Annotated in this window: 18 protein-coding genes; 16 read left to right on the top strand and 2 right to left on the bottom strand. The window is 62.0% G+C overall.

Annotated features, from left to right (window positions below):
• Window positions 1-123: 123 nt before the first annotated feature.
• From JP75_RS25455 to JP75_RS17020, 12 genes are all read left to right on the top strand, one after another.
• Complete coding sequence (locus tag JP75_RS25455) at window positions 124-2,160, top strand: methyl-accepting chemotaxis protein (RefSeq protein ID WP_051960835.1); 2,037 nt, start codon at window positions 124-126, stop codon at window positions 2,158-2,160.
• 249 nt (window positions 2,161-2,409) lie between these two features.
• Complete coding sequence (locus JP75_RS25450) at window positions 2,410-4,818, top strand: methyl-accepting chemotaxis protein (RefSeq protein ID WP_051960834.1); 2,409 nt, start codon at window positions 2,410-2,412, stop codon at window positions 4,816-4,818.
• Between the two features lie 365 nt (window positions 4,819-5,183).
• Window positions 5,184-6,884 (top strand): methyl-accepting chemotaxis protein, encoded by a 1,701-nt coding sequence (locus JP75_RS17065; protein WP_051960833.1) that lies wholly within the window; start codon window positions 5,184-5,186, stop codon window positions 6,882-6,884.
• Between the two features lie 150 nt (window positions 6,885-7,034).
• The gene (locus JP75_RS17060; protein WP_035085416.1) at window positions 7,035-8,648 is read left to right on the top strand and encodes a globin-coupled sensor protein; all 1,614 of its coding nucleotides are present in this window, start codon (window positions 7,035-7,037) and stop codon (window positions 8,646-8,648) included.
• Between the two features lie 83 nt (window positions 8,649-8,731).
• Window positions 8,732-9,091 carry a DUF1801 domain-containing protein gene (locus JP75_RS17055; RefSeq protein WP_035085415.1) on the top strand — a complete coding sequence of 120 codons (360 nt, stop codon included), beginning with the start codon at window positions 8,732-8,734 and terminating at the stop codon, window positions 9,089-9,091.
• Window positions 9,092-9,126: 35 nt separating this feature from the next.
• A complete protein-coding gene (locus tag JP75_RS17050) occupies window positions 9,127-9,489 on the top strand; it encodes a methylglyoxal synthase (protein ID WP_051960832.1) in 363 nt (120 codons plus the stop codon).
• Window positions 9,490-9,645: 156 nt separating this feature from the next.
• On the top strand, window positions 9,646-10,431 hold the full coding sequence (locus JP75_RS17045; protein WP_035085413.1) for an ABC transporter ATP-binding protein: 786 nt from the start codon (window positions 9,646-9,648) through the stop codon (window positions 10,429-10,431).
• Window positions 10,432-10,483: 52 nt separating this feature from the next.
• Window positions 10,484-11,188: an ABC transporter ATP-binding protein gene (locus tag JP75_RS17040; RefSeq protein WP_035085411.1), complete on the top strand. Its 705-nt coding sequence runs from the start codon at window positions 10,484-10,486 to the stop codon at window positions 11,186-11,188.
• A gap of 3 nt (window positions 11,189-11,191) precedes the next feature.
• Window positions 11,192-12,196, top strand: a complete 1,005-nt coding sequence (locus tag JP75_RS17035; RefSeq protein WP_035085409.1) for a branched-chain amino acid ABC transporter permease — start codon at window positions 11,192-11,194, stop codon at window positions 12,194-12,196.
• Window positions 12,193-13,482, top strand: coding sequence for a branched-chain amino acid ABC transporter permease (locus tag JP75_RS17030; RefSeq protein WP_035085406.1), 1,290 nt, complete (start codon window positions 12,193-12,195; stop codon window positions 13,480-13,482). The genes JP75_RS17035 and JP75_RS17030 overlap by 4 nt, the downstream gene beginning before the upstream one ends.
• Window positions 13,483-13,542: 60 nt before the next feature.
• Complete coding sequence (locus JP75_RS17025; protein WP_051960831.1) at window positions 13,543-14,076, top strand: antitoxin Xre/MbcA/ParS toxin-binding domain-containing protein; 534 nt, start codon at window positions 13,543-13,545, stop codon at window positions 14,074-14,076.
• Entirely contained in the window at window positions 14,067-14,738 is a 672-nt protein-coding gene (locus JP75_RS17020; RefSeq protein WP_035085403.1) for an RES family NAD+ phosphorylase, read from the top strand. The genes JP75_RS17025 and JP75_RS17020 overlap by 10 nt, the downstream gene beginning before the upstream one ends.
• Before the next feature lie 3 nt (window positions 14,739-14,741).
• Here JP75_RS17020 and JP75_RS17015 read toward each other — a convergent pair whose 3' ends face one another.
• Both JP75_RS17015 and JP75_RS17010 read right to left on the bottom strand, forming a co-directional pair.
• Entirely contained in the window at window positions 14,742-15,335 is a 594-nt protein-coding gene (locus JP75_RS17015) for a class I SAM-dependent methyltransferase (protein WP_035085400.1), read from the bottom strand.
• Between the two features lie 71 nt (window positions 15,336-15,406).
• Window positions 15,407-16,603 carry an ABC transporter substrate-binding protein gene (locus JP75_RS17010; RefSeq protein ID WP_035085396.1) on the bottom strand — a complete coding sequence of 399 codons (1,197 nt, stop codon included), beginning with the start codon at window positions 16,601-16,603 and terminating at the stop codon, window positions 15,407-15,409.
• A 221-nt stretch (window positions 16,604-16,824) separates the two neighbouring features.
• Between JP75_RS17010 and JP75_RS17005 the strand changes: the two genes are divergently transcribed.
• From JP75_RS17005 to pyc, 4 genes are all read left to right on the top strand, one after another.
• Window positions 16,825-17,883: a glycine betaine ABC transporter substrate-binding protein gene (locus tag JP75_RS17005; RefSeq protein WP_160194711.1), complete on the top strand. Its 1,059-nt coding sequence runs from the start codon at window positions 16,825-16,827 to the stop codon at window positions 17,881-17,883.
• A gap of 156 nt (window positions 17,884-18,039) precedes the next feature.
• Window positions 18,040-19,611 carry a putative bifunctional diguanylate cyclase/phosphodiesterase gene (locus JP75_RS17000; RefSeq protein ID WP_051960830.1) on the top strand — a complete coding sequence of 524 codons (1,572 nt, stop codon included), beginning with the start codon at window positions 18,040-18,042 and terminating at the stop codon, window positions 19,609-19,611.
• Window positions 19,612-19,715: 104 nt separating this feature from the next.
• Window positions 19,716-20,132, top strand: coding sequence for a protein tyrosine phosphatase family protein (locus JP75_RS16995; protein ID WP_035085390.1), 417 nt, complete (start codon window positions 19,716-19,718; stop codon window positions 20,130-20,132).
• Window positions 20,133-20,239: 107 nt separating this feature from the next.
• Window positions 20,240-23,680 (top strand): pyruvate carboxylase, encoded by a 3,441-nt coding sequence (pyc, locus tag JP75_RS16990; protein ID WP_035085387.1) that lies wholly within the window; start codon window positions 20,240-20,242, stop codon window positions 23,678-23,680.
• Window positions 23,681-23,917: the final 237 nt, after the last annotated feature.

Genomic DNA, 23,917 nt, shown 5'->3' with positions numbered 1-23,917 from the left:
CGGCCTCGTGTCGATCGGGATTTTCGTCTGAAGATCAGCAATAATATTCGGTTAATGGCCGAATGCTAACATTCCCCGATAGTGCAAAAACTCGTCTTAATCGAGCGCCTGAGGGGGTATTTCATGTTCAGCCGAATTTCGGCCTTTGTTGCCGACGTCAAAGTTACCTCTGCCATCGTTTGTCTGGTCGTCGTGACCATTATTCTATCCATCAGCGCCGTGACATTTGCTGTTTATTCCAGCCTCGGTACGGCTCTTCGTGCGCAGGCGATCGAACAACAGCATGCCAATCTCAAGACGGCGGCAACGATCCTTTCGGGCAACCTGCCGGGCTCCGAGGCCAAGTGGGGTGAGAATGGGGACCTCGACGGCATGGTCGCCTGGGCCATGCCGCGCCAGTTTCTCAATCATGACATTGTCGACTCGATCGTGCGGCTGACGGGAGAATCCGCGACGATTTTCGGCTGGGACGAGGCTCAGCAGGATTTCGTGCGCATGACGACGACGATCGTCGATGAAAAGGGCGAACGGATTCTGGGCACCGTGCTGGGCAAGACCAGCCCGGCCTATGACTCGGTCATGGCCGGCAAGGCCTATTTCGGCGAAGCCATGATCGTCGGGCGGCCCTATTACACCGCCTATCAGCCGATCGTCGATCAGGGCGGCAAGACGCTGGGCATACTCTATGTCGGGGTCGACCGGGCCCGGGTCGACGGCACGATCCAGCAATTGCTGCAATTGCTCCTGGCGGTTGGCAGCGGCGTGCTGGTCGTGCTCGGCGTCGCCGGATTTTTCGTGGCGCGGCTGCTGCTGGCCCCGGTGCCGCGGCTGGCCAAGGTCATGGAGACCATTTCGGGCGGCGACTACGACGCCGTCGTGCCCTATGTGGCGCGCAACAATGAAGTTGGCGCCATGGCCAAGTCGGTCGAGGTTTTCAGGGTCAATGGCCTCAAGATGACCGAGATGACCGAGGAAGAGCGGCTCGCCTCGCAGCGGCGGCGCGTCGAGCGCACCGATATGATGGTTGCCCTGCAAGCAGCCTTTGGCGAAGTGGTCGATGCCGCCATTGCCGGGGACTTTTCCAAGCGGGTTCACGCCCAGTTCGCCGATCCCGAACTCAACAGCCTTGCCGGCAGCGTCAATCGGCTGGTGGAAACCGTCGATCGCGGCCTCAGCGAAACCGGGGAAGTGCTGTCGCGGCTCGCCGAGGCAGACCTGACGCATCGCATGGCGGGGAATTACCAGGGGGCTTTCGCAAAGCTCAGCGGCGATACCAATGGCGTTGCCGACAAGCTTTGCGATGTCATCGGCCAATTGCGCGTCACCTCGCGAGCATTGAAGACCGCCACGGGGGAAATTCTCTCCGGCGCCAATGATCTCAGCGAACGCACCACCAAGCAGGCGGCGACGATCGAAGAAACCTCGGCCGCCATGGAGCAGTTGGCTTCAACCGTTGCCAGCAATGCGGAACTGGCCGGCAAGGCTGGAGCCGATGCCGAAAGCGTGTCGCGTGAGGCCGAGGCAACCGGGGCGGTGATGGGCGAGGCCAATGAAGCCATGGAACGGATCACCCAGTCTTCGGCAAAAATCTCCAACATCATCGGCATGATCGACGACATCGCCTTCCAGACCAATCTGCTGGCGCTCAATGCTTCGGTGGAAGCCGCGCGGGCGGGGGAAGCGGGCAAGGGCTTTGCCGTGGTCGCGGTGGAAGTGCGGCGCCTCGCGCAATCGGCGGCGCAGGCCTCGTCCGAGGTCAAGGACCTGATCGAAAAGAGCGCCATGGAAGTCAGCGGCGGCTCGCGCCTCGTGTCGACCGCGGCCAAGAAGCTCGAAGGCATGCTCGATGCGGTAGCGCGCAATGCCGAGGTGATGCAGACCATTGCCAAGGCGAGCCGGGAGCAGGCCCAGGCCATCGACGAAGTCGGCTCTTCGGTGCGGGTAATGGACGAGATGACCCAGCACAATGCGGCGCTGGTGGAACAAACCAATGCCGCTATCGAGCAGACCGAAAGCCAGGCGGCCGAACTCGACCGGGTCGTCGACATCTTTACCGTGGACGAGAGCCGCGCCGAGCCTGCTTCTCCCGCGCGTACAGCAGCGCCCGTTCTCAAATCGAGGGGCAATGCCGCGCTGGCGGCCGATTGGGACGAGTTCTGATTTTCCTCTCTGAGACCCAAGCATGCATGGCGGCGCCCTCGGGCGCCGTCTTCGTTTGCCGCTATGCTTTACCGGCACTTAACCCAAATCGTGCATTGCTAGCGTCGGACGCAGACATTGCAAATCATGGTCCGCTTCGGCGGCCACCAGACGGCCCTTCACTGGTGCTTTCTCTTGGCTCAGCCGGGGGACGGCAATGGCTGTGCGAGGGAATTCCGCCCAGAAGGGTGTGGAGGCAATTGCGTTGAAATGAAGTTTTCCGATCTTTCCATTCGCGCCAAGCTGGTAACGGGCGCCGGGGTTCTGTTCGCGGTCAGCATGGCCGGGCTCATCGCCGGCGGCATCGCCCTGATGTACCAGACGGCGGGCACTGAAGCGCAGGAGCGCGCCAGGGCGCTTGTTGCCTCCTATTCGCAGATGGCCTCGGGCCAGCTCGGCGGCATCGTCAACATGACCCAGGGCGTGGGTGCGGCCATCGAAGGCGCCATGCAAAGCGAGGTGATCGATCGCGACCAGCTTGGGCGCATCGTCACCCAGGCCATCGAAGCGCGGCCAACACTGATGGGCATGACGCTGGCCTTCGAACCGAACCAGCCCGATGGACGCGACGCCGAATTCATCGGCCATGCCTATTCGGACGCGACCGGCCGTTTCGTGCCCTATTTTGCCCGGCCCAATGGCGAGTTGATCGTCGAGCAGCTCGACATGTCGCCCGAAGCCGGCACCGGCGACTGGTATGACCTGCCCATCAAGGAAAACCGCAACACCCTGGTGCCGCCCTATAGCTATACGGTGGGTGGCAAGACCGTGCTGATGACGACCGTCAGCGTCGTTGTCCGCAAGGACGACAAGCCGATCGGCATCCTGACCTCGGACCTGACGCTCGACACCATTGCCGGCGTGATCGGTCAGCTCAAGCCCTTTGACGTCGGCACCGTCCAGCTCATCAGCAATAATGGCCTCTGGATCGTCAATCCCGATCCGACCCTGGCCGGCACACCTGTTGCCCCCGACGTTGCCGCGGCGCTCAAGGATACGGCGCGCATGGAACAGGGCATGGCCTATGTGGATGCCGCAGGGGTACAACAGTTTGCCGTGACCACGCAGATGCAGTTCCCGGGCGTGCCCGAGCAGTGGACCATGATCATGCAGGTGCCGCTGGGAACGATCTATGCCGGCGTGGACAATACCCGCAATCTGGCTATCGGCGCCGCGGCGATCCTGGCGCTGGTTGCGCTCGGTCTGGTCTGGTTCGGCGCTGGCTTCATTTCGGGCCCGATCCAGAAGATGACGGCCATCATGCGCGAACTGGCGCAGGGCAAGTACGACCTCGACGTGCCCTATCAGCAGGGCAAGGACGAAATCGGCAATATGGCGCGGGCCGTGGAAGTGTTCCGCGAAAACGGGCTCAAGATCAGCCAGATGACCGAGGCGGAAGCCGCGCGCATCGTGGCGGACGAGCAGCAGCGTCGTGCCATGATGACCGACCTGCAGGCCGCCTTTGGCGAAGTGGTGGATGCCGCCATTGCCGGTGATTTCACCAAGCGCGTGCATGCCGAATTCCCCGATGCCGAACTCAATAGCCTCGCACGCAGCGTCAATTCGCTGGTCGAGACGGTCGATAGCGGCGTGTCGGAAACCGGCATCGTGCTCGGCGCGCTGGCCCAGACCGACCTCACCGTCCGCATGCAGGGCAATTTCAGCGGCGCCTTCGCCAAGTTGAAGAACGACGCCAATGCCGTGGCCGAGACGCTGAGCGATGTGGTCGGCCAGCTCAAGCAGACCTCGCGCTCGATCAAGACGGCAACCGGGGAAATTCTTTCCGGCGCCAATGATCTCAGCGAACGCACCACCAAGCAGGCGGCGACAATCGAAGAGACCTCGGCGGCGATGGAGCAGCTCGCCCATACCGTCTTGCAGAATGCCGACCGGGCGCGCGATGCCAATGCCGATGCGCAATTGGTGAGCCGTACGGCCGAAGAGGGCGGGGAAGTGATGACCCGCGCCACCAAGGCGATGGAGCAGATTTCCACCTCGTCGGGCAAGATTTCCAACATTATCGGGCTGATCGACGATATCGCCTTCCAGACCAACCTCCTTGCCCTCAACGCTTCGGTGGAAGCAGCGCGGGCGGGCGATGCCGGCAAGGGCTTTGCCGTGGTGGCCGTGGAAGTGCGGCGCCTCGCCCAATCGGCGGCGCAGGCATCCTCGGACGTCAAGGCGCTGATCGAAGCCTCTTCGGGTGAAGTGGGTGCGGGCACCAAGCTCGTGGCAGAAGCGGCGGCAAAGCTCGCCGCCATGCTCGAGGCGGCGCGCTCCAATTCGGCGCTGATGGAAGGCATGGCGCGCGACAGTCGCGAACAGGCTGCAGCAATCGAGGAAGTCACCGTCGCCGTGCGGCAGATGGACGAGATGACCCAGCACAATGCGGCGCTGGTGGAACAAACCAATGCCGCCATCGAGCAGACCGAAGCCCAGGCCAGCGAACTCGACCGGATCGTGGCGGTGTTCCACACAGACGATCGCTCTGCTGCGCCGCAGCCGGTAGTGTCAAAACCTGCCCGTCCCGCTCCGCGGCCCGCGAGCACCCAGAAGGCCGCCAGCGCCTATCTCAGCCAGGGCAATGCTGCCATCTCGGCAGATTGGGATGAGTTCTGAGCAGAACCTCACGCAATAGCAGCACCAAGCTGAAGCTTCTATCCGTAGAATTTTCAAAGCAAAGGGGCACCGAAATGGCGCCCCTTCTCATTTTCTGGGACTGTACCTTAATAGAGGACGCGTTCAGCATCGCTCCCGACTTGCTAATGGTCGATGCAGTCGTGAATACGCAGTTTTGCTGAAAGCACTGTTGCGGCAAGTATTGATCGAAATTGTCATATTAATTCCGGATATGTCTTTTTACATATTGCCTGCCGAAATACGAAAAACATTCTATTTGCTGAGCAGGGTTTTGTTAACCCTCTGGGAGCAGCCTCATGGAGAGGGCGATAGGCGGCTGTTGCCCCGGAGAAAAGGCCAAAATCATGCGAGCTCTGGGCTTTGGACAGAGTGCCTCAACACGAGATCTTGAGGCCAAGTGCGCGGCTATTTCGCGCAGCCAAGCAGTCATCGAATTCACCCTCGAAGGCAAGATCATCACAGCCAATGAGAATTTCCTTGGCGCGACGGGCTATCGCCTTGAGGAGATCGCCGGCAAGCATCATTCGATGTTCTGCGATCCCGCTTTTGCGGGGAGCGAAGAATACAGGAATTTCTGGGCCGAGCTGCGGCGCGGTTCGTTTCAGTCGGGTGCCTATCGGCGGCTCGCCAAGGGCGGGCGGGAAATCTGGATCCAGGCCAGCTACAATCCGGTCATGGACAAGTCCGGCAAGCCGATAAAAGTCATCAAGTTCGCCACCGACATTACCGAGCAGGTGGGCGTTGCCGCCGACCATGCGGCGCAGGTGGCAGCGATCTCCCGCGTCCAGGCCGTCATCGCTTTCAAGCTCGATGGCACGGTTATCGAGGCCAACCAGAATTTCCTCGCGACCCTTGGCTATCGCCTCGAAGAAATCGTCGGGCGGCACCACTCGATGTTCTGCGACAAGGACTTTGCCGCCAGCGCCGACTACAGGTCTTTCTGGCAAAGGCTTGGAGCAGGCGAATATATCTCGGCCGAGTTCCAGCGCTTCGGCAAGGGGGGGCGGGAAGTCTGGATCCAGGCCAGCTACAACCCGATCTTCGACGCCGCCGGCAAGGTGGTGAAGGTGGTCAAGTTCGCCACCGACATTTCCGAACGCAAGCGGGCCGAAGGCATTATCGCGCTTTTGACCCAGAGCCTGGCGCGCATGTCTCATGGCGATCTCGGCGGACGGATCGATACCAGCTTTATCGGCCAATATGAGCAACTCCGGCAGGCATTCAACCAATCGCTGAGCCAGCTCGAAACCATTGTCGGCGGTTTGCGCACCACATCGGGCTCGCTGAAAACCGCGACTGCCGAAATCCTGGCCGGCGCCAATGATCTCTCGCAGCGCACGACACGGCAGGCGGCGACGATCGAGGAAACTTCGGCCGCGGTCGAACAACTGGCCGGGACCGTTTCGGAAAATGCCAAGCGCGCGGCGGCGGCCAGCGAAAAGGCAAAGAATCTTGCCGAAGACGCGACCAAGGGCGGCGCGGTGATGGGGGAAGCGACCGAGGCCATGGCGGCCATCGAGGCTTCCTCGGGCAAGATTTCCAACATTATCGGGCTGATCGACGATATCGCCTTCCAGACCAATCTCCTGGCCCTCAATGCCTCTGTCGAGGCGGCTCGGGCGGGCGATGCGGGCAAGGGCTTTGCCGTGGTGGCCGTGGAAGTGCGCCGCCTTGCCCAATCGGCGGCACAGGCCTCGGCCGACGTCAAGGCACTCATTGAAACCAGCGCCGGCGAAGTGCGGACCGGCGCCCAGCTCGTCGAGCAGGCGGCGCGAAAACTCGACGATATCCTGCGCGGGGCCGAGGACAGTTTTGGGCTGATCGGGGATATGGCCAGGGCCAGCCGCGAACAATCGGGGGCGCTCAACGAGGTCGCGACGGCCGTTCGGCAAATGGACGAGATGACCCAGCACAATGCGGCGCTGGTGGAGCAAACCAATGCCGCCATCGAGCAGACCGAGGCCCAGGCCGCCAAGCTCGACGGCATTGTCGACGTCTTCCGCCAGGAGCAAAGGAGCGCGCGGCAGGAGCGCTCGGCGGCCTAGCCCGGACTGCCCTTTATGTAGGCAGTTCCTGGACCGATAAACCGGAAATTTACCAAGACCACCATAAGTTTGTCGAGTTGATCGTGATCAAGATTGGGAACTTGCCCGCGGTTAAAACTAAGCACTCTTTTGCTAGTCTAAAGGCCGGTCATGTCTAAATCTTCTCACGAGCTGCTGCAGTCGCGGCTGGATTTCGTTCAACTCGATGAAGAGGCCCGGGCCCGCCTGCCGCGCATCCGCCCCCTGATCGAAGCCCATCTCGTGCCGGCGCTTGAACGCTTTTATGGCCATATCGCCAAGGTTCCGGCCGTTTCGCGCTTCTTCGATGGCAAGCCGCAGATGGCCCGTGCCCAGGGCAAGCAGGTCGGCCATTGGAGCGCCATTGCTTCGGGCCAACTCGATGCCAATTATTTCGAAGCAAGCACCCGCGTCGGCCTGCGCCACGCCCAGATCGGGCTTGAGCCGCGCTGGCATATCGGGGGCTATAGCCTCATCGTCGAAACGCTGGTGACCGGGATTATCACCGATTACATGACCACGGCCCTGGCCCCGACCAAGGGCGCTTTCGGGCGCTCGGTGCCGCGCGATCCCAAGGACGTCATGAAGGATGTCGAGGTGCTGACCAGTTCGCTGGTCTCGGTGCTCAAGGCCATCATGCTCGATATCGATATCGGCGTTTCCGCCTATTTCGAAAAGCTCAATGACGATACCAGGAAGGCCGACGACGCGGCCAAGGCCAAGATCCAGGCGGCCGTCTCGGCGGCCGGCGCGGTGCTCCAGGACGTGGCGCGCGGCGACCTGACGACGCGCGTGACCGCAGATCTCGATCCGGAATTCGACCAGATCAAGCACGACACCAATGCGGTAGCCGAGCGCCTGAGCACCATTGTCGCGCAATTGCAGCAGACCTCGCGCCAGATGAAGGTGGCAACCAGCGAAATTTTGTCGGGCACCAATGACCTGGCAGATCGTACGACCCGCCAGGCCGCGACCATCGAGCAGACCACGGCTGCGATCGAGCAGCTTTCGACGGCGGTGGTGGAGAATGCCAAGCGCGCGGCGACGGCCAGCGACAAGGCCCGCAGTGTGGCCGAGAGCGCGACGAGCGGCGGTGAGGCGATCACGGCCGCCAATGGAGCAATGGGCGCCATCGAAACCTCGTCGGCCAAGATTTCCAATATCATCGGCATGATCGACGATATCGCGTTCCAGACCAATCTCCTGGCGCTCAATGCTTCGGTCGAAGCGGCGCGGGCCGGCGAGGCGGGCAAGGGTTTTGCGGTTGTCGCCGTGGAAGTGCGGCGTCTCGCGCAATCGGCCGCCAATGCCTCCTCGGAAGTGAAAGCCCTGATCGAAACATCGGCCGCCGAAGTGCGCAGCGGTACGCAATTGGTGGCCCGCGCTGCCGAAGTGCTGCTCGACATTCTTGCCGGCGCGCAGGAAAGCTCTGACCTGATCGATACGATCGCGCAGGCCAACCGCTCGCAGTCGGCCGCGCTTGAGGAAGTCACCGTCGCCGTCCGGCAGATGGACGAGATGACCCAGCACAATGCGGCGCTGGTGGAAGAAACCAATGCCGCGATCGAGCAGACGGAGGCTCAGGCGAGCGAACTCGACAAGATCGTCGACGTCTTCCGCATCGAAGGCCACCAGCGTCTTGCGGCGGCCCCGGTTTCGGCAGTGCGTCGGCCCAAGCCCATGGCAAAACCAATGCCCAAGAGCCATGGCAACGCGGCCCTGGCCCAGGATTGGGACGAGTTCTGAGGTCTGCTGACACAGACTGACATTGCCGGGCCCGACAGAGAGGCGCCACTTGGCACTGGCGCTTCGCCATTGGGGAGTTTCGCATGGGTGATCTGCAGGGCCTTGATACCATCCTGCAACCCATGCCGCCCGCGATAGGGGCGCTGACCCGCGAGGTTGTCACGCTCATCGCCGGCCATCCCCAGCTTTCGGGCAAGGTCATGGCCGGCTGGCGCTCTGTCAATTTCAGCCATGCCAAAGCGGGCTATGTCTGCGCCGTACTGGCCCAGCCCGAGCGCGTCTCGATCTTCTTCCAGCGCGGCAGCCTGTTGTCCGATCCCGATGGTCTGCTGGTGGGCGAGCCGGGAAAGAAGGGACGCATTTTGCGCCTTGCTCCCGGCCAGGCCGTGCCCGACAAGGAGATCGGCCTCTTTCTCATGGAAGCCATTGCGCTATTTGCCTGAGCCGTGCTTGAAACGCCTGACATATGGAGGCTTGCATGGCGCGCATCGGGCTCGTGGCTCACGACGACAAGAAGGATGACCTTTGCGCCTGGGCCGAACGGCATCGGCACAAGCTCGTGCAGCATGAGCTCTGGGGCACGGGCACGACCGGTAGCCGGGTCATGGCCGCCACGGGCCTCACCGTGCAATTGCTCAAAAGCGGGCCGCTGGGCGGGGACCAGCAATTGGGGGCGATGATCTGCGAAGGCAGGCTCGATGTGCTGATCTTCTTCATCGATCCGCTCTCGGCCCAGCCGCACGATGTCGATGTGAAGGCCTTGACGCGCCTCGCGACACTCTACGACGTGCCGCTGGCCAATAATCGCTCGACTGCCGATGCGGTTCTGGCCGCGGTCTGAGCCTCTGATATCCAATCAAAAATCGATTTCACCCGGGCTTTTTGTCCCCAGGGGCCGCGCAGCGGCGTTGACCATAAGTCCTGCTTGTGAGCAGATGCCCCAAAATTGCCTGGATTGAACCGGGCGGCATGGCATTCAGGAAATTCGGGGCGCTTAGTGACCACCGATTTGGTTATAGACGTTCGCAACGTCTCTAAAAGATTTGGCGGCCTCAAGGCCGTCAACAATTGCTCGCTCTCGGTCCGTCGCGGATCGATCACCGGGCTGATCGGCCCCAATGGCGCGGGCAAGTCGACCCTGTTCAACATGGTCGCCGGTAATATCACGCCCGATAGCGGCCAGGTCATCTTCGATGGCGCCGATGTCACTGGTATGAAGCCCTATCAGCTTTTCCGCATCGGCATGCTGCGCACCTTTCAGATCGCGCATGAATTTTCGCAGATGACGGCGCTCGAGAACCTGATGATGGTCCCTGGCGATCAGCCGGGCGAGCATCTGGTGTCCACCTGGTTTCGGCCCGGCCTCGTCAAGAGCCGCGAGACCGAGGTGCGCAAGAAGGCACTCGACGTCATCGACTTTTTGAAATTGGGCCATGTGCGCAATGAATTGGCCGGCAACCTCTCTGGCGGGCAGAAGAAGCTGCTTGAGCTCGGCCGTACCATGATGGTCGACGCCAAGGTCGTGCTGCTCGACGAAGTCGCCGCGGGCGTCAACAAGAGCCTTCTCAATGATCTGGCCGGCAATATCGAGCGCATGAATCGTGAGCTTGGCTATACCTTCTTCGTCATCGAGCATGACATGGACCTGATCGGCCGGCTCTGCGATCCCGTCATCGTCATGGCGCAGGGCGAAAAGATCGCCGAGGGCCCGATGGCCGAAATCCGCGCCAATCCCCAAATCGTCGAAGCCTATTTCGGCTCGCCTGCCGAGGTAGTTGCTTGATGCGGGTCTCCTTGTCCAAAAACCGGTTTCCACTTTTTGGGGAGACCCGCTGATGCCGCTTATTGAACTCAAGCACGTGGTGGGTGGCTATGGCGGCGCGCCCATTCTCAATGGCGTCAATATCGCCATCGAGAAATCGGATATCGGCGTCATCGTCGGCCCCAACGGCGCCGGCAAATCGACGACGCTCAAGGCCATCTTTGGCCTCCTGAAGGTCACCGGCGGGACGATCGACTTCGGCGGCGAGAACATCGCCAATTCCCTGCCCGACAAGCTCGTGCCCAAGGGGCTGAGCTTCGTGCCGCAGGAAAAGAACGTCTTCACCTCGATGTCGGTCGAGGAAAATCTCGAAATGGGCGCTTTTACGCGCACCGACGATTTTTCCAGCACCATGGAATGGGTCTACGAGATGTTCCCGGTGCTGCGCGAAAAGCGCCGGCAACCGGCGGGCGAGCTTTCAGGCGGCCAGCGGCAGATGGTGGCCATGGGCCGTGCGCTGATGAGCAAGCCGACGCTCTTAATGCTCGACGAGCCTTCGGCTGGCCTTTCGCCGCGCTATGTCATCGAAATCTTTGAGACTATCCAGCGCGTCAACAAGGAAGGCGTTGGCATTCTCATGGTCGAGCAGAACGCACGCCAAGCCCTGGCCTTTGCCTCCAAGGGTTTCGTGCTTGCCAGCGGGCAGAACCGCTTCACCGGCACCGGGGCGGAGCTGATCGCCGACCCGGAAGTCGCCAAGTCTTTCCTCGGGGGCTGAGCCGTGACCGAACTCGTTTTCTTCACCAATCAGGTGATCATTTCCGGTCTGGTGCTGGGCTGCATCTATGCGCTCGGCGCCATCGGCATCACGCTGATTTTTGGCATTTTGCGCTTTGCGCACTTTGCCCATTCCGAATTGATGACGGGCGGCGCCTTTATCGCCTTCCTGCTCGCCAGCCTCTTTGCCGCCTGGGGGATTGTTACACCGATCCCGACCGGTTTTGTCGTCCTGCCCATCGCCATGGTGCTGGCCGCCATTCTGGCGCTCGGCATCGACAAGGGCTTTTATGCCCCACTGCGCAAGCGCGGCGCCAAGCCCGTGACGCTGCTCATCGCCTCCATCGGCGTGACGCTGATGATCCAGGGCCTCATTCGCCTCTTCTTCGGCGCCGGTTCCTATTCCTTCTTCGAAACCGAAGCCAAGGAAGTGTTCCGCTTCGACCTGACCGGGATCGGTTCGACAAGGCCACTGGTGATCACCGAGCCGCAGGTGCTGATGATCCTCGTCACCTTCGTGTCCGTCCTGGCGCTGCATTTCTTCCTGACCCGCTCGCGGCTCGGCAAGGCCATGCGTGCCATGGCTGACAATGCCGATCTGGCTCAGGTTTCGGGCATCAATACCGCGCTCGTCGTGCGCGTCACCTGGATCATCGCCGGGGCGCTGGGCTGCATGGCCGGCACCATGCTGGCGCTCGATGTGACGCTGAAGCCGGACCTCGCCTTCAACATCATCCTGCCGATCTTTGCCGCCGCGATCGTCGGCGGCCTCGGGCAGGCCTATGGCGCCATCGCGGGCGGCCTGCTCATCGGCTTTGCTGAAACGCTTGCGGTGTTCAACTGGACCATGCTGCTGCGGCCGCTCAATGCCATCCTGCCCGACTGGATGCAGTTGCCGCCGACGCTGGCTTTGGTGCCGACCGAATACAAGCTCACCGTCGCCTTCGTCATTCTCGTCGTCACGCTGCTTGTACGACCCACCGGTATTTTCAAGGGAGCCTCGTCATGATCCAGCGTTCCCTGACGCTTTTCGGCGGCCTTTTCGTGCTCATTCTGCTCATGGGCTGGGTGATGGGCGCGCCCTTTACCTCGTCGCGGCTCGTCGAAGCTGCTGCCTATGCACTGATCGCGCTCGGCCTCAATATCCAGTGGGGATATGGCGGGCTCTTCAATTTCGGCATCATGGGCTTTCTCATGGTCGGCGGCGCGGCCGTCACCTTCATTTCCTATCCGGTCAATCCGGTCTTTTGGGGTGGTGAAGGTCCGGCCATGCTGGGCAAGGCACTGCTCGCCTTTGCCGGCGGCGCGCTGATCGTCCTTGCCGCGCGCAAGGCGGACCGTATCGGCATTACCGGCAAGTGGAAGGCGGTTCTTACCGTCCTCGCCTGGTTCGTTGCCTATGTGCTCTATCGCAGCCAGCTCGATCCGGCAGCGGCCTATATCGAATCCGCGGCCGGTGGCGGCTGGGTCGGCGGCCTTGGCGGCCACCCGATCCTGGGCTGGGTCTTCGGCGGTGTACTTGCTGCCGGTATCGCCTATGTAGTCGGCAAGATCTGTCTGGGCCTTCGGACCGACTATCTTGCCATCGCCACCATCGGCATTTCGGAAATCATCCGCGCGCTGATCAAGAACATGGACTGGCTGACGCGCGGCACGCTGACCGTCTCGCCGATCCCATGGCCGACGCCGTTGCCGCAGGAATTCCAGGCCGGCGGTATGAATATCGCCAATTCGCTGCTCGCGGCGCGCGCAGGCTATCTGCTGCTTGCCTTGGTCGTGCTTGGCGTTGTGCTGTGGCTGATCTCGCGCGCCTATGCCGGCCCCTGGGGCCGCATGATGCGCGCCATCCGCGACAACCACATTGCCGCGACCTCCATGGGCAAGAACGTCACCGCCCGCCAGCTCGAAATTTTTGTTTTTGGCTCGGTGCTGATGGGCATCGGCGGCGCCATGCTGGTCAGTTTCGTGCAGATTTTCGACCCCTCAAGCTACCAGCCGATCAATCACACTTTCCTCATCTGGGTCATGGTGATCGTCGGCGGGGCCGGCAACAACTGGGGCGCGCTCTTCGGAGCCGTGTTGCTCTGGTTGATCTGGGTCGTCTCCGAGCCACTATCGAAGGCCGTGTTTGATTTCGTCAGCACCTGGTCGACGCAATTCGGCTGGGGTGCGATTCCGGAGATCGAAGCGCGTTCGGCCCAGATGCGCGTCTTCGTTCTCGGTCTTGTCATCACCATTGCACTCCGCTTTGCGCCCACGGGCCTCATTCCCGAAGTGGTCAAACGCGAAAGCTGATTTGTCTAAAACTTGACAAATGTCTAAATATGGACAATCTTGGTCTCGAAGGAGATCGAGATGTCCGTATTTGGGTTGGGTGAGGCACCGCAGGCTACATTTGCCGGTCAGGCTCAGGTTCTCGGCGTTGAACGCTTTGAGCCTGCCAATCGCCGACGGCTGAGCGCACCGGCGCTGCGCACCTTTGCCGCCATTGCCGATCTCTGGGGGCTCAACGAGGAACAGCGTCGGCTGGTCCTGGGCTATCCAAGCCGCTCGACCTATCAGAACTGGATGAAACTGGCGCGCGAGCAGGGCGAGGTCACGCTCGACGTCGATGCGCTGATGCGTCTTTCGGCAGTATTCGGCGTGCACCAGGCCTTGGGCGTACTCTTTGCCGATGCGAGGGAGCAATTGGGTTGGCTCAAGGGACCGCATGATGCGCCGCTCTTTGGCGGACAGGCACCGCTGAGCCTCGTCGTATCGGGTTCGCTTGACGGTATCCTGCAGGTGCGGCGCTTTCTCGATGCGGCGCGGGGCGGGGTCTATATGCCGCCCAATGGGCTCGATGCCGATTTTCCGGCGACCACAGCCGGAGATATCGTGTGGCGCTAGAAAAACGCCACGCGCCGGCCCCGCAACCGAGCTATCGCCTCATCCCGTCGCAATTCCCGCCCATCGGGCTTTTCGACACTGTTTCGCGCGCTGCCGATCTCGAGGCAGTGATGGAACTGGCCGGTTGGACCAATGACCGGCTGGTGGCTGAACGCATTGCCCGCTTGCCGCGGGACGAATGGGTGTTCGGTCGGATCAACTCCTCCATCGTCATGGCGGCATTCCTCCATGCGGCGCCGGGCGGCGGGCGTTTTTCAGGCACGGACCTTGGCGCCTGGTACGCTGCGGACAAGATCGAAGCCAGTCTTGCCGAGGTGGCGCACCATCTCCGACGCGAGGCTTTTACGCGTCGGCAACCCAGCGCCACGCGCTGCTTTCGGGTCTATGTCGCGCGGCTCGAGGGAGCCTTTGTCGATCTCTGCGGCGCCGATGAACCCCAGCTCTACGATCGGCAGGACTATATGGCGAGCCAGGCGTTTGGGGAGCAGCAGCGGGCGGCGGGGGAAGACGGCATTCTCTATGACAGCCTGCGCTTTGCAGGCGGCATCGCGATCTGCGCCTATCGGCCAAGCAAGGTGCTCGATGTGGTTCAGGCCCAGCATTTGTCGGTGACCGTGCGCACGGATGGACCGCAGATCGCGGTCGAGACGCTGTCGCAATAGCGTCTAGGCAGCTCGCCGCGCCGTGACCCAGAGCCATTCGGTGGGTTTTGCGTCATAGCCGCTGCCCATATTCGCTTCGAGCGTGAGGTCGGTCCAGCCGGCGGCTGCGTAATCGGCGCGAAGGCGTTCCGATGTCGGATAATTGTAGTAGCGGCCAAGCTCGTCGCGTCCTTCGCCGGTTCCGCCTTTGAAGCTGGCGGTGAAGACGCCGCCGGGGCGCAGGGCGCGATGGATGCGGCCCAGAATGCTGACGAGGTCCGAAGCCGGCGCGTGCAAAAGGCTGGCGCAGGCCCAGATGCCATCATAGGCGGCAATTGCGTCCAATTGTTCGAAGCGCAAGATGCGAACCGGTCGGCCCAACCGCTTTTCGGCCTCTGCCGCGAGTTCCGGCGTGCCATCGGTGGGATCGACATCAAAGCCGAGGGAAAGCATGTGTGCTGCGTCCCTGCCATTGCCGCAGCCGAGTTCGAGGATTTTGCCGCCCGCTGGAACCAGAGCCAGGAACGCGTCGAGCCGCTTTCCTGTCGGCACTGTCACATGCTCGGCATAGACCGCGGCATTGTCGGCATAAAAGCGCAGCGTCGGGTCGTCGGCCATCAAACTCTCCCAAGAAAAAGGCCCGGGATTGCTCCCGAGCCTCGCAATTTGCCATTCGTGTGGCGTCGAAATTACTGGATCGCGCCCTTTTCGACGAACTTGCCGCCTTCGACAGCGAGTTCGACAATGATGCCGTCAACGTCGCCAGCGGCGTCGAAGTCGAGCGGGCCACCGGCGCCTTCATAGTCGATGTCGGTGCCGGCCTTGATCAGCTCGACAGCCTTGGTCCATTCGCCGGGCAGGATCTTTTCGCCCGGAGCGGAGGAAACGTCGCGCAGCGCGGCGGCGAGACCTTCGCGGCTGGTCGAACCGTTCTTCTCGATGGCGAGAGCCAGGAGGAAGGCGGCGTCATAGGCCTGCGGAGCGTAGGTGGCGTTGGCCGTAAAGTTCTCGCCGGTGAAGGCGTTGTAGATATCGACAGCCTCGCCGGTCGGGGCGCCGGCGCGGGTCGCGATCAGGCCTTCCACAGCAGCGGTGTCGATGCCGTTCAGCAGGTCGTCGCCAACCATGCCGTCGCCACCAACGTAGGTGGTGAAGTTGCCGGATTCGACGGCCTGACGCAGTACGGTGTTACCCGAAGCGTTGGCATAGGCGAGGATCACGAGGTTCTGCGACGCGACGAGATTGCCGAGTTCGGCACGATAGTCGGCCTTGCCTTCTTCGTGTGCGAGATTGGCAGCAACCGTGCCGCCGCCGGCGGTGTAGGCAGCAGCCAGCGCGTCGGCAAAGCCCTTGCCGTAGTCGTTGTTCACATAGGTGATGGCGATGTCGTTGACGCCCTTGGCCAGCAGCAGGTTGGCCAGCTTCACGCCCTGGAGCGCGTCGGACGGGGTGGTGCGATAGACAAGGTCATTGTCTTCGAGCGTGGTCAGAGCCGGAGCCGAAGAGGCGGGCGAGATGAAGACCACGCCACCCGAGAGACCCGAGCCGTTGAAGGCGCCGATGGTTTCACCGGTGCAGAGTGCACCGACGATGCCGGTCACGTTGTCGGTGTTGATGAGCTTGTCGGCAGCGGCGGCAGCGGCTGTTGCGTCGCAAGCGCCGTCAGCGGAGATGAGCTTGAGCTCGCCGCCGAGAACGCCGCCCTGTTCGTTGATCTGCTTCACGACCAGTTCAGCGCCGCCAAAGATCGGCGGGGTCAGGGATTCAATCGGGCCGGTGAAGCCACCGATAAAGCCGATGGTGGCGCCGGTGTCCTGGGCCAAGGCCGGAGCGGCGATGGACAGAGCAGTGGCGGCGACCGCCAGGGTCAGGGTTTTTTTGAACATGGACGTCCCTCTGTTGCCGTTGTGTGCCGGGCGGCCTTGCCAGCCTCCTCCTTGCAGCGACACAACGAATACCGGGGGCGCCTCACGCGCCCCGCTGGCGCGACTGTTGCACATTTTCGTGTGGGGAGTCACCGGGGGTCTTGGGCAAAATGGTGAACGCTCGCGGTTGCTTAAGGCAAGGCGATTGCGCATAGACTGGCACCGGTGGAATGAGGATGCGCATGCGATTTCGGCACCCTGTCTTTGCTGGCTTGATGCTGGCCCTTTTGGCCGGTCCGGCCCTGGCGCAGATCACTGTGCTCGACAGTGCCCAGGATCAACCGCAAGGCGCCGCCGCGCCGGCCGAGCCCGCGGGCGAAGTCGTCGAAGCGCCCGCAACCCCGCCACCGCCCTGCGGCACCCAGCCCATGACCATTGCGCGCATGAGCTGGCCGTCGGCAGAACTGCTCGCAGAAATCCACACCCGGATCCTCAATGCCGAATTCGCCTGCGATGCGCGCATCGTGCCCGGCGATCTCGCTGCAACCGCATCTTCCATGGGGTCTACGGGGCAGCCGACCGTGGCGCCGGAAATGTGGGTGACCCGGATCGCTGATGTGTGGAACGGCACCATCGAAACCCAGATGGTGCGCAGTGTCGCGCCGAGCTATGCCGAAGCGACGATGGAGGGCTGGTTTGTGCCGGCCTATATGGAGGGCGCCTTTGGCGGACCGCCAAGCGCGGCAGCCCTGCAGTCGCTGCTCTCGACCCAGACAAGCGAAAGCCCCGTCCGCTTCATTTCCTGTCCCGCGGACTGGGCCTGTTCGGTCATCAATCGCAATCTCATCGCCGCCTATGGCTTGACCAATCTCGTGCAATTGGTCGAGCCGGCCAATCGCTTCGAAATGGATGCCCTGATTGCCGAAGCGGTAAGTCGGCGCGAGAATTTTGTCCTCTATTACTGGCAACCTAATGCCGTTCTGGCACAGCTCGATTTCCGGGCTCTCGATATGGGTGCCTATGACGACGAGGCGATGAAATGTCTGGCGCGGCTTGAATGTGCGGCGCCCAAGCCTTCTTCCTTTCCGGCCGAAACGGTCGTCACCGCATTGGCGGAGTGGGTTTTTACCGAAGCCCCAACCGTCGCGTCCTATTTCCAGCGGGCCACAATGCCGATCGCGGAAATGAATACGTTGCTTGGCCAGCTCAACGAGCCCGGCGCAACGGCCGAAGGAATGGCGGAGCGCTTCGTCGCCACGCGTCGCGATCTTTGGGGCACCTGGCTCGGCGCGACCCCCTGAGCGGCTTTACGCGCCATATACCATAAGTTTGGGCTTCGAGGATTTGTCATCGAACCGTCATCCGGGACGCTGCCCGGTCACGTAATGTGCTGCCATATGCGCCTTTAAGCCCCTGAACTATTTATGAATCTTTCGTTAAGAGAGCGGAGCCGAGCGATGCTTGCTCGTGGTCTTTCCCGACCGGGCCGTGCATTGCGCAGAAGCAGTGCCAGTGACCGAGATATTCGCCAGGTCGACCGCTTCGGGCTCATCCTGTCGAATTATCGCTCCATTGCCATTCTCGTTGCCCTCAGTTTTCTGGCTGCGGTCGCGACCGCGCTGCTGCTTGTCAGCCGCGTCGCGGACCGGCTCGACCCCTTCATGATCCTTGTCGTTGCAGCGCTATCGGCTCTGGGGCTGGTTGGGCTGATTGCCGGCCATCGCACGATCCGCCGCGACCTCCTGCGCTCGGCGCGGACCACGCGAGCCGTCATGGCCTCGGTGCATCGCGATGCGTTGACCGGGGTTTTCACGCGCTCCTATTTCATGGAAGCGCTACGCAACGACGTGCATCACGGCTCGGACAAGTCGCTGGGCTATCTGCTGCTCGATATGGACAATTTGAAGGTGCTCAATGACGGGGCAGGGCACGCGGCCGGCGATGCTGCCCTAACGCACCTCGCCAAGACCATCGGCATCGTCATGCCCGGCGCCGTTGTTGGCCGCCTCGGGGGCGACGAATTCGGCATTGCCATTCCCGGTTGCGACAATCGCGGCGCGTTGCGGCGGCTCGGCGAAGAATTGCTGCGCCGGCTCGATCAGCCGGTCAATGTCGCCGGGCGTCCGACCCGGCTTTCGGCGACCATCGGCCTAGCCTTGGCCCCGGCCGACGCCACCGATGTCGACGATCTCATCGCCAAGGCGGATCTGGCGCTCTACAAGGGCAAAAAGGCGGGGCGGCGACAGGTCGTGGCCTTCGATCCCGACATGCTGGGTGACGAGCGTCATCGCCGCTTCATCGAGCGCGAATTGCGCGCAGCGCTGCTGATGGATGAACTTGAACTGCACTACCAGCCGGTTTTTGGTGCCGACATGCGCGTGCGCTCGCATGAAGCACTCCTCCGCTGGAAGCACACGGTGCGCGGGATGATTCCGCCGGCCCAGTTCATCGCCATTGCCGAGGAAAGCGACCTGATCGACAAGCTCGGCGAATGGGTGCTTCGACGGGCCTGTGCCGATCTCGAAACCCTGCGCACCCCGGTTGCCGTCAATGTCTCGCCCGCCCAGTTGCGCCGCTCTGATTTTGCGCGGCAATTGGGCCTTGTGGTCGAGGAAATGGGCGTCGACCCGGGCATGCTGATTGTCGAGGTCACCGAGACAGTGCCCATGGTGGCGGGCGCGGTGGAGCAGGCCAATCTCGATGCCATCCGTGCTTTGGGGCTGAAGGTCGCCATCGACGATTTCGGCGCCGGGCATGCGAGCCTCCAATATCTGCGCGGCTTTGCCTTCGACATCATCAAGATCGACCGCACCTATATCGCCAATCTGGGCGACAACCGGATCGATGCCATGATCGTCGGCGCCATTTGCGATATTGCCCGCTCGCTGAAAGTCGATGTGATTGCCGAGGGTGTCGAGACCGAAGCGCAGCTCGACATGCTGCGTCGCGCCGGTTGCAGCGCCTTTCAGGGCTATCTCCTCGGCCGGCCGGCGCCGCTCAAGCGTCTGGCGGTCGCCGACGCGGCCTGAGCGTAACTATCAGTACTCTTCGACTAACCGACAGTTGCATGGCTTGCCGCCCGGTGGATATAAGGGGGGCGGGAAGCCAATGGGCGGATTTGGGGAGTAGCGACTTGGACTTGAAGCGGATCAACGATCACGTCAGCGTTTCTGGGCAGATCAGCCCCGAAGATGTCGCCACGCTCAAATCCCTGGGTTTCGTTGCCATCGTCAACAACCGTCCCGACGGTGAATCTCCCGACCAGCCGGCGGGTGAGGAGATCGAAGCAGCGGCCAAGGCAGCCGGGCTTGCCTATCATGCCATTCCGCTGGGGCGAGAGGGCGTCAATGCCGAACTCGTCGAGAAGACCAAGGCCGTCATCGAGGGGAGCGACGGCCCCGTATTCTGCTTCTGCCGTTCCGGTACGCGTTCGACGACCCTGTGGGCGCTGAGCCAGGCCGGTGAAATGGATGCATCGGAAATCATCTCGCAGGCGGCTGAGGCCGGCTATGACATGAGCCATCTGGCCGGCATTCTTTCGAGAAGCTGACATTAAGACCATGGCGGCGTGGATGGCCCGCCATCCATTCTACCGACACTGCTGAGCCGGACCCGGGCAAACGGGTCCTCAACCTCTCCTGCTCGGAATTTAAATCGATGCCAATCAAGAAAATCCTCGTCGCCAACCGCAGCGAAATCGCCATCCGCGTGTTTCGCGCCGCCAACGAACTGGGTCTGAAAACCGTCGCGGTCTATGCCGAAGAAGACAAGCTGGCGCTGCACCGTTTCAAGGCCGACGAGGCCTATCTGATTGGCAAGGGCAAGGGCCCGGTCGAAGCCTATCTGCAGATCGAAGAATATATCCGCATCGCCCGTATCTCCGGCGCCGATGCGATCCATCCCGGCTATGGCCTTCTCTCGGAAAGCCCGGAATTCGTCGATGCCTGCGATGATGCCGGCATCATCTTCATCGGCCCGCGCGCCCAGACCATGCGCGATCTCGGCAACAAGGTTGCCGCGCGCAATATGGCGATTGCCTCCAAGGTGCCGGTCGTGCCGGCGACCGAAGCGCTGCCCGATGATCCCGAAGCGATCAAGAAGCTCGCCGCCGAGATCGGCTATCCGCTGATGCTGAAGGCCTCGTGGGGTGGCGGCGGCCGCGGCATGCGCCGCATCATGGATGAAAAGACGCTGCTTTCGGAAGTTTCGGAAGGCAAGCGCGAGGCCAAGGCGGCTTTCGGCAAGGACGAGATGTATCTCGAAAAGCTGATCGAGCGCGCCCGCCACGTCGAAGTCCAGCTCATCGGCGACGATCACGGCAATCTCGTGCATCTTTACGAGCGCGACTGCTCCGTTCAGCGCCGTAACCAGAAGGTGGTCGAGCGCGCCCCGGCGCCCTATCTGTCCGACGCTGTCCGCAAGGACCTGACCGATGCTGCCGTGCGCCTCGGCAATGCCGCGAACTATCGCGGCGCCGGTACCGTCGAATTCCTCATGGATGCTGATACCGACAAGTTCTACTTCATCGAAGTGAACCCGCGCATTCAGGTGGAGCATACCGTCACCGAAGAAGTGACGGGCATCGATATCGTCAAGGCGCAGATTCACCTGCTCGATGGCGCCGTGATCGGCACCCCGGAATCGGGCGTTCCGCTGCAGGAAAACATCCGGCTCAACGGCAATGCCATCCAGTGCCGCGTGACGACGGAAGATCCGGAACAGAATTTTATTCCGGACTATGGCCGCATCACCGCCTATCGCGGTGCCACGGGCTTTGGCGTGCGCCTCGATGGCGGCACGGCCTATTCGGGCGCGGTCATCACCCGCTACTACGATCCGCTCTTGGAAAAGGTCACCTGCTGGGCGCCGTCGGCTGAAGAAGCCATTGCGCGTATGCACCGCGCCCTGCGCGAGTTCCGTATTCGTGGCGTCGCGACCAATCTCGCATTCCTCGAAAACATCATCACGCATCCCGATTTCGTCGAGAACCGCTACACGACGCGCTTCATCGATACGACACCAGAACTGTTCAACTTCAAGCCGCGCCGCGATCGTGCGACGAAGCTCCTTTCCTACATCGCCGACGTGACCGTGAACGGGCATCCGGAAGTGCGCGATCGCCCGCGTCCGCCCGCCGATGCCGCGGCGCCCTTCGTGCCGGAATTCGATCCGCTGATCGTCATCGAAGGCAGCCGCCAGGTGCTCGATCGCGATGGTCCGGTTGGTCTTGCCAAGTGGATGAAGCGCCAGGGCCGCGTGCTCTTTACCGACACGACCATGCGCGACGCGCACCAGTCGCTGCTCGCAACGCGCATGCGCTCGTTCGACATCACCCGCATCGCCCAAGCCTATAGCCGTGGCCTGCCGAACCTCTTTTCGCTGGAATGCTGGGGCGGCGCGACCTTCGACGTCTCCATGCGCTTCCTCAATGAGGATCCGTGGGAGCGCCTCGCCAAGGTGCGCGAGGGTGCGCCGAACATTCTCACGCAAATGCTGCTGCGCGGCTCCAATGGCGTCGGCTATACGAACTACCCCGACAATGTCGTAAAATTCTTCGTCAAGCAGGCTGCTCGCGGCGGCGTCGATATCTTCCGCATTTTCGACTGCCTCAACTGGGTCGAAAACATGCGTGTTTCGATCGATGCCGTGGCGGCCGAGGGCAAGGTGGCGGAAGGCGCCATCTGCTATACCGGCGACCTTTTTGACCCTGATCGCTCCAAGTATGACCTGAAATATTATGTGGGTCTTGCCAAGGAGCTCGAAGCTGCCGGCGTCCATGTTCTCGGCATCAAGGACATGGCGGGTCTGCTCAAGCCCGCTGCGGCCAAGAAGCTGATTTCGACGCTGCGCAACGAAACCGACCTGCCGATTCACCTCCACACCCACGACACCTCGGGCGCTTCGGCGGCCACGGTGCTGGCGGCGGTGGAAGCCGGTGTCGATGCGGTCGATGCCGCCATGGACGCTCTGTCCTCGACGACGTCTCAGCCGACTTTGGGTTCGCTGGTTGCGGCGCTTGATGGCTCCGAACGCGATCCGCAGCTCGATTCCAAGGCGATCCGCCAGATTTCCTTCTATTGGGAAGCCGTGCGCACCCAGTACCGGGCCTTTGAGAGCGATCTCAAGGGCGGCGCTTCGGAAGTTTATCTCCACGAAATGCCGGGCGGCCAGTTCACCAATCTCAAGGAACAGGCCCGTTCGCTCGGTCTTGAGACCCGCTGGCACGAGGTCGCCCAGACTTATGCCGACGTCAATAAGATGTTCGGCGACATCGTCAAGGTGACACCGTCTTCCAAGGTCGTCGGGGATATGGCATTGGCCATGGTTTCGGCCGGCATTACCCGCAGCGACGTCGAAAATCCGGACAAGGACATTGCCTTCCCCGATTCCGTGGTCGGCTTCTTTGCCGGCGATCTCGGCCAGCCCCCCGGCGGCTTCCCGCAGGCTCTCCAGAAGAAGGTGCTCAAGGGCAAGACGGCTCTGACCGAGCGGCCGGGGTCCTATCTGAAGGATGTCGACCTCGAAGCCGAACGCAAGAAGATTTCGGACGAGGTCGGCATGCCGGTCGACGATTTCCGCCTCGCCTCGTACCTGATGTACCCAAAAGTCTATTCGGATTTCGAAAAGACCCAGGATCGCTATGGTCCGACCGAAGCCCTGCCGACGCCGGTCTATTTCTATGGTCTCGAGGAAGGCGACGAGCTGCTTGTCGACATCGAGAAGGGCAAGACGCTGGTCGTCAACTATCTCGGCCGCGCTCCGACCAATGAAAAGGGCGAGGTTCGCGTCTTCTTCGATCTCAACGGTCAGCCGCGCACCATCGTGGTGCCCGATCGCCTGAAGGCGGGCGAAGTCAAGGTTCGTGCCAAGGCCGTGGCGGGCGACCCCAAGCAGGTCGGCGCGCCGATGCCGGGCGTCATCTCGACCCTCGCCGTCAAGGAAGGCCAGAAGGTCGAGGCCGGCGATGTGCTGTGCTCGATCGAAGCCATGAAGATGGAAACGGCGATCCATGCCGAAGTCGGTGGCACGGTGGCGGAACTGCTGATCCGTCCGGGCGATCAGATCGACGCGAAAGACCTGTTGGTTCGGCTGGAATAGGGGCTTAGCCCTGGCCCAGCGATTTCGGGTGAGGCGGCTTTGCTGCCTCGCCGTCCGTGCATGCCATTCGACCATAGGTCTGATGGCCTTTTCGACTTGAAAGGCTCCACTGGAGCCTTTCACCCTTCGGGACGTCAAAAAGTTGCAAATTTTGCGCAATTTGCACCTTGAATGGTACGCGCAATGCGACTTTTATAGGCAGGCATTGATTTGCCCGATCCCGGTCGACGGGACCCC

Origin of the sequence: Devosia riboflavina, assembly GCF_000743575.1 — a bacterium.
Lineage (GTDB): Bacteria > Pseudomonadota > Alphaproteobacteria > Rhizobiales > Devosiaceae > Devosia > Devosia riboflavina.
Note: the sequence above shows the minus strand (reverse complement) of the source record. Positions and strands in the feature narration are given on the sequence as shown.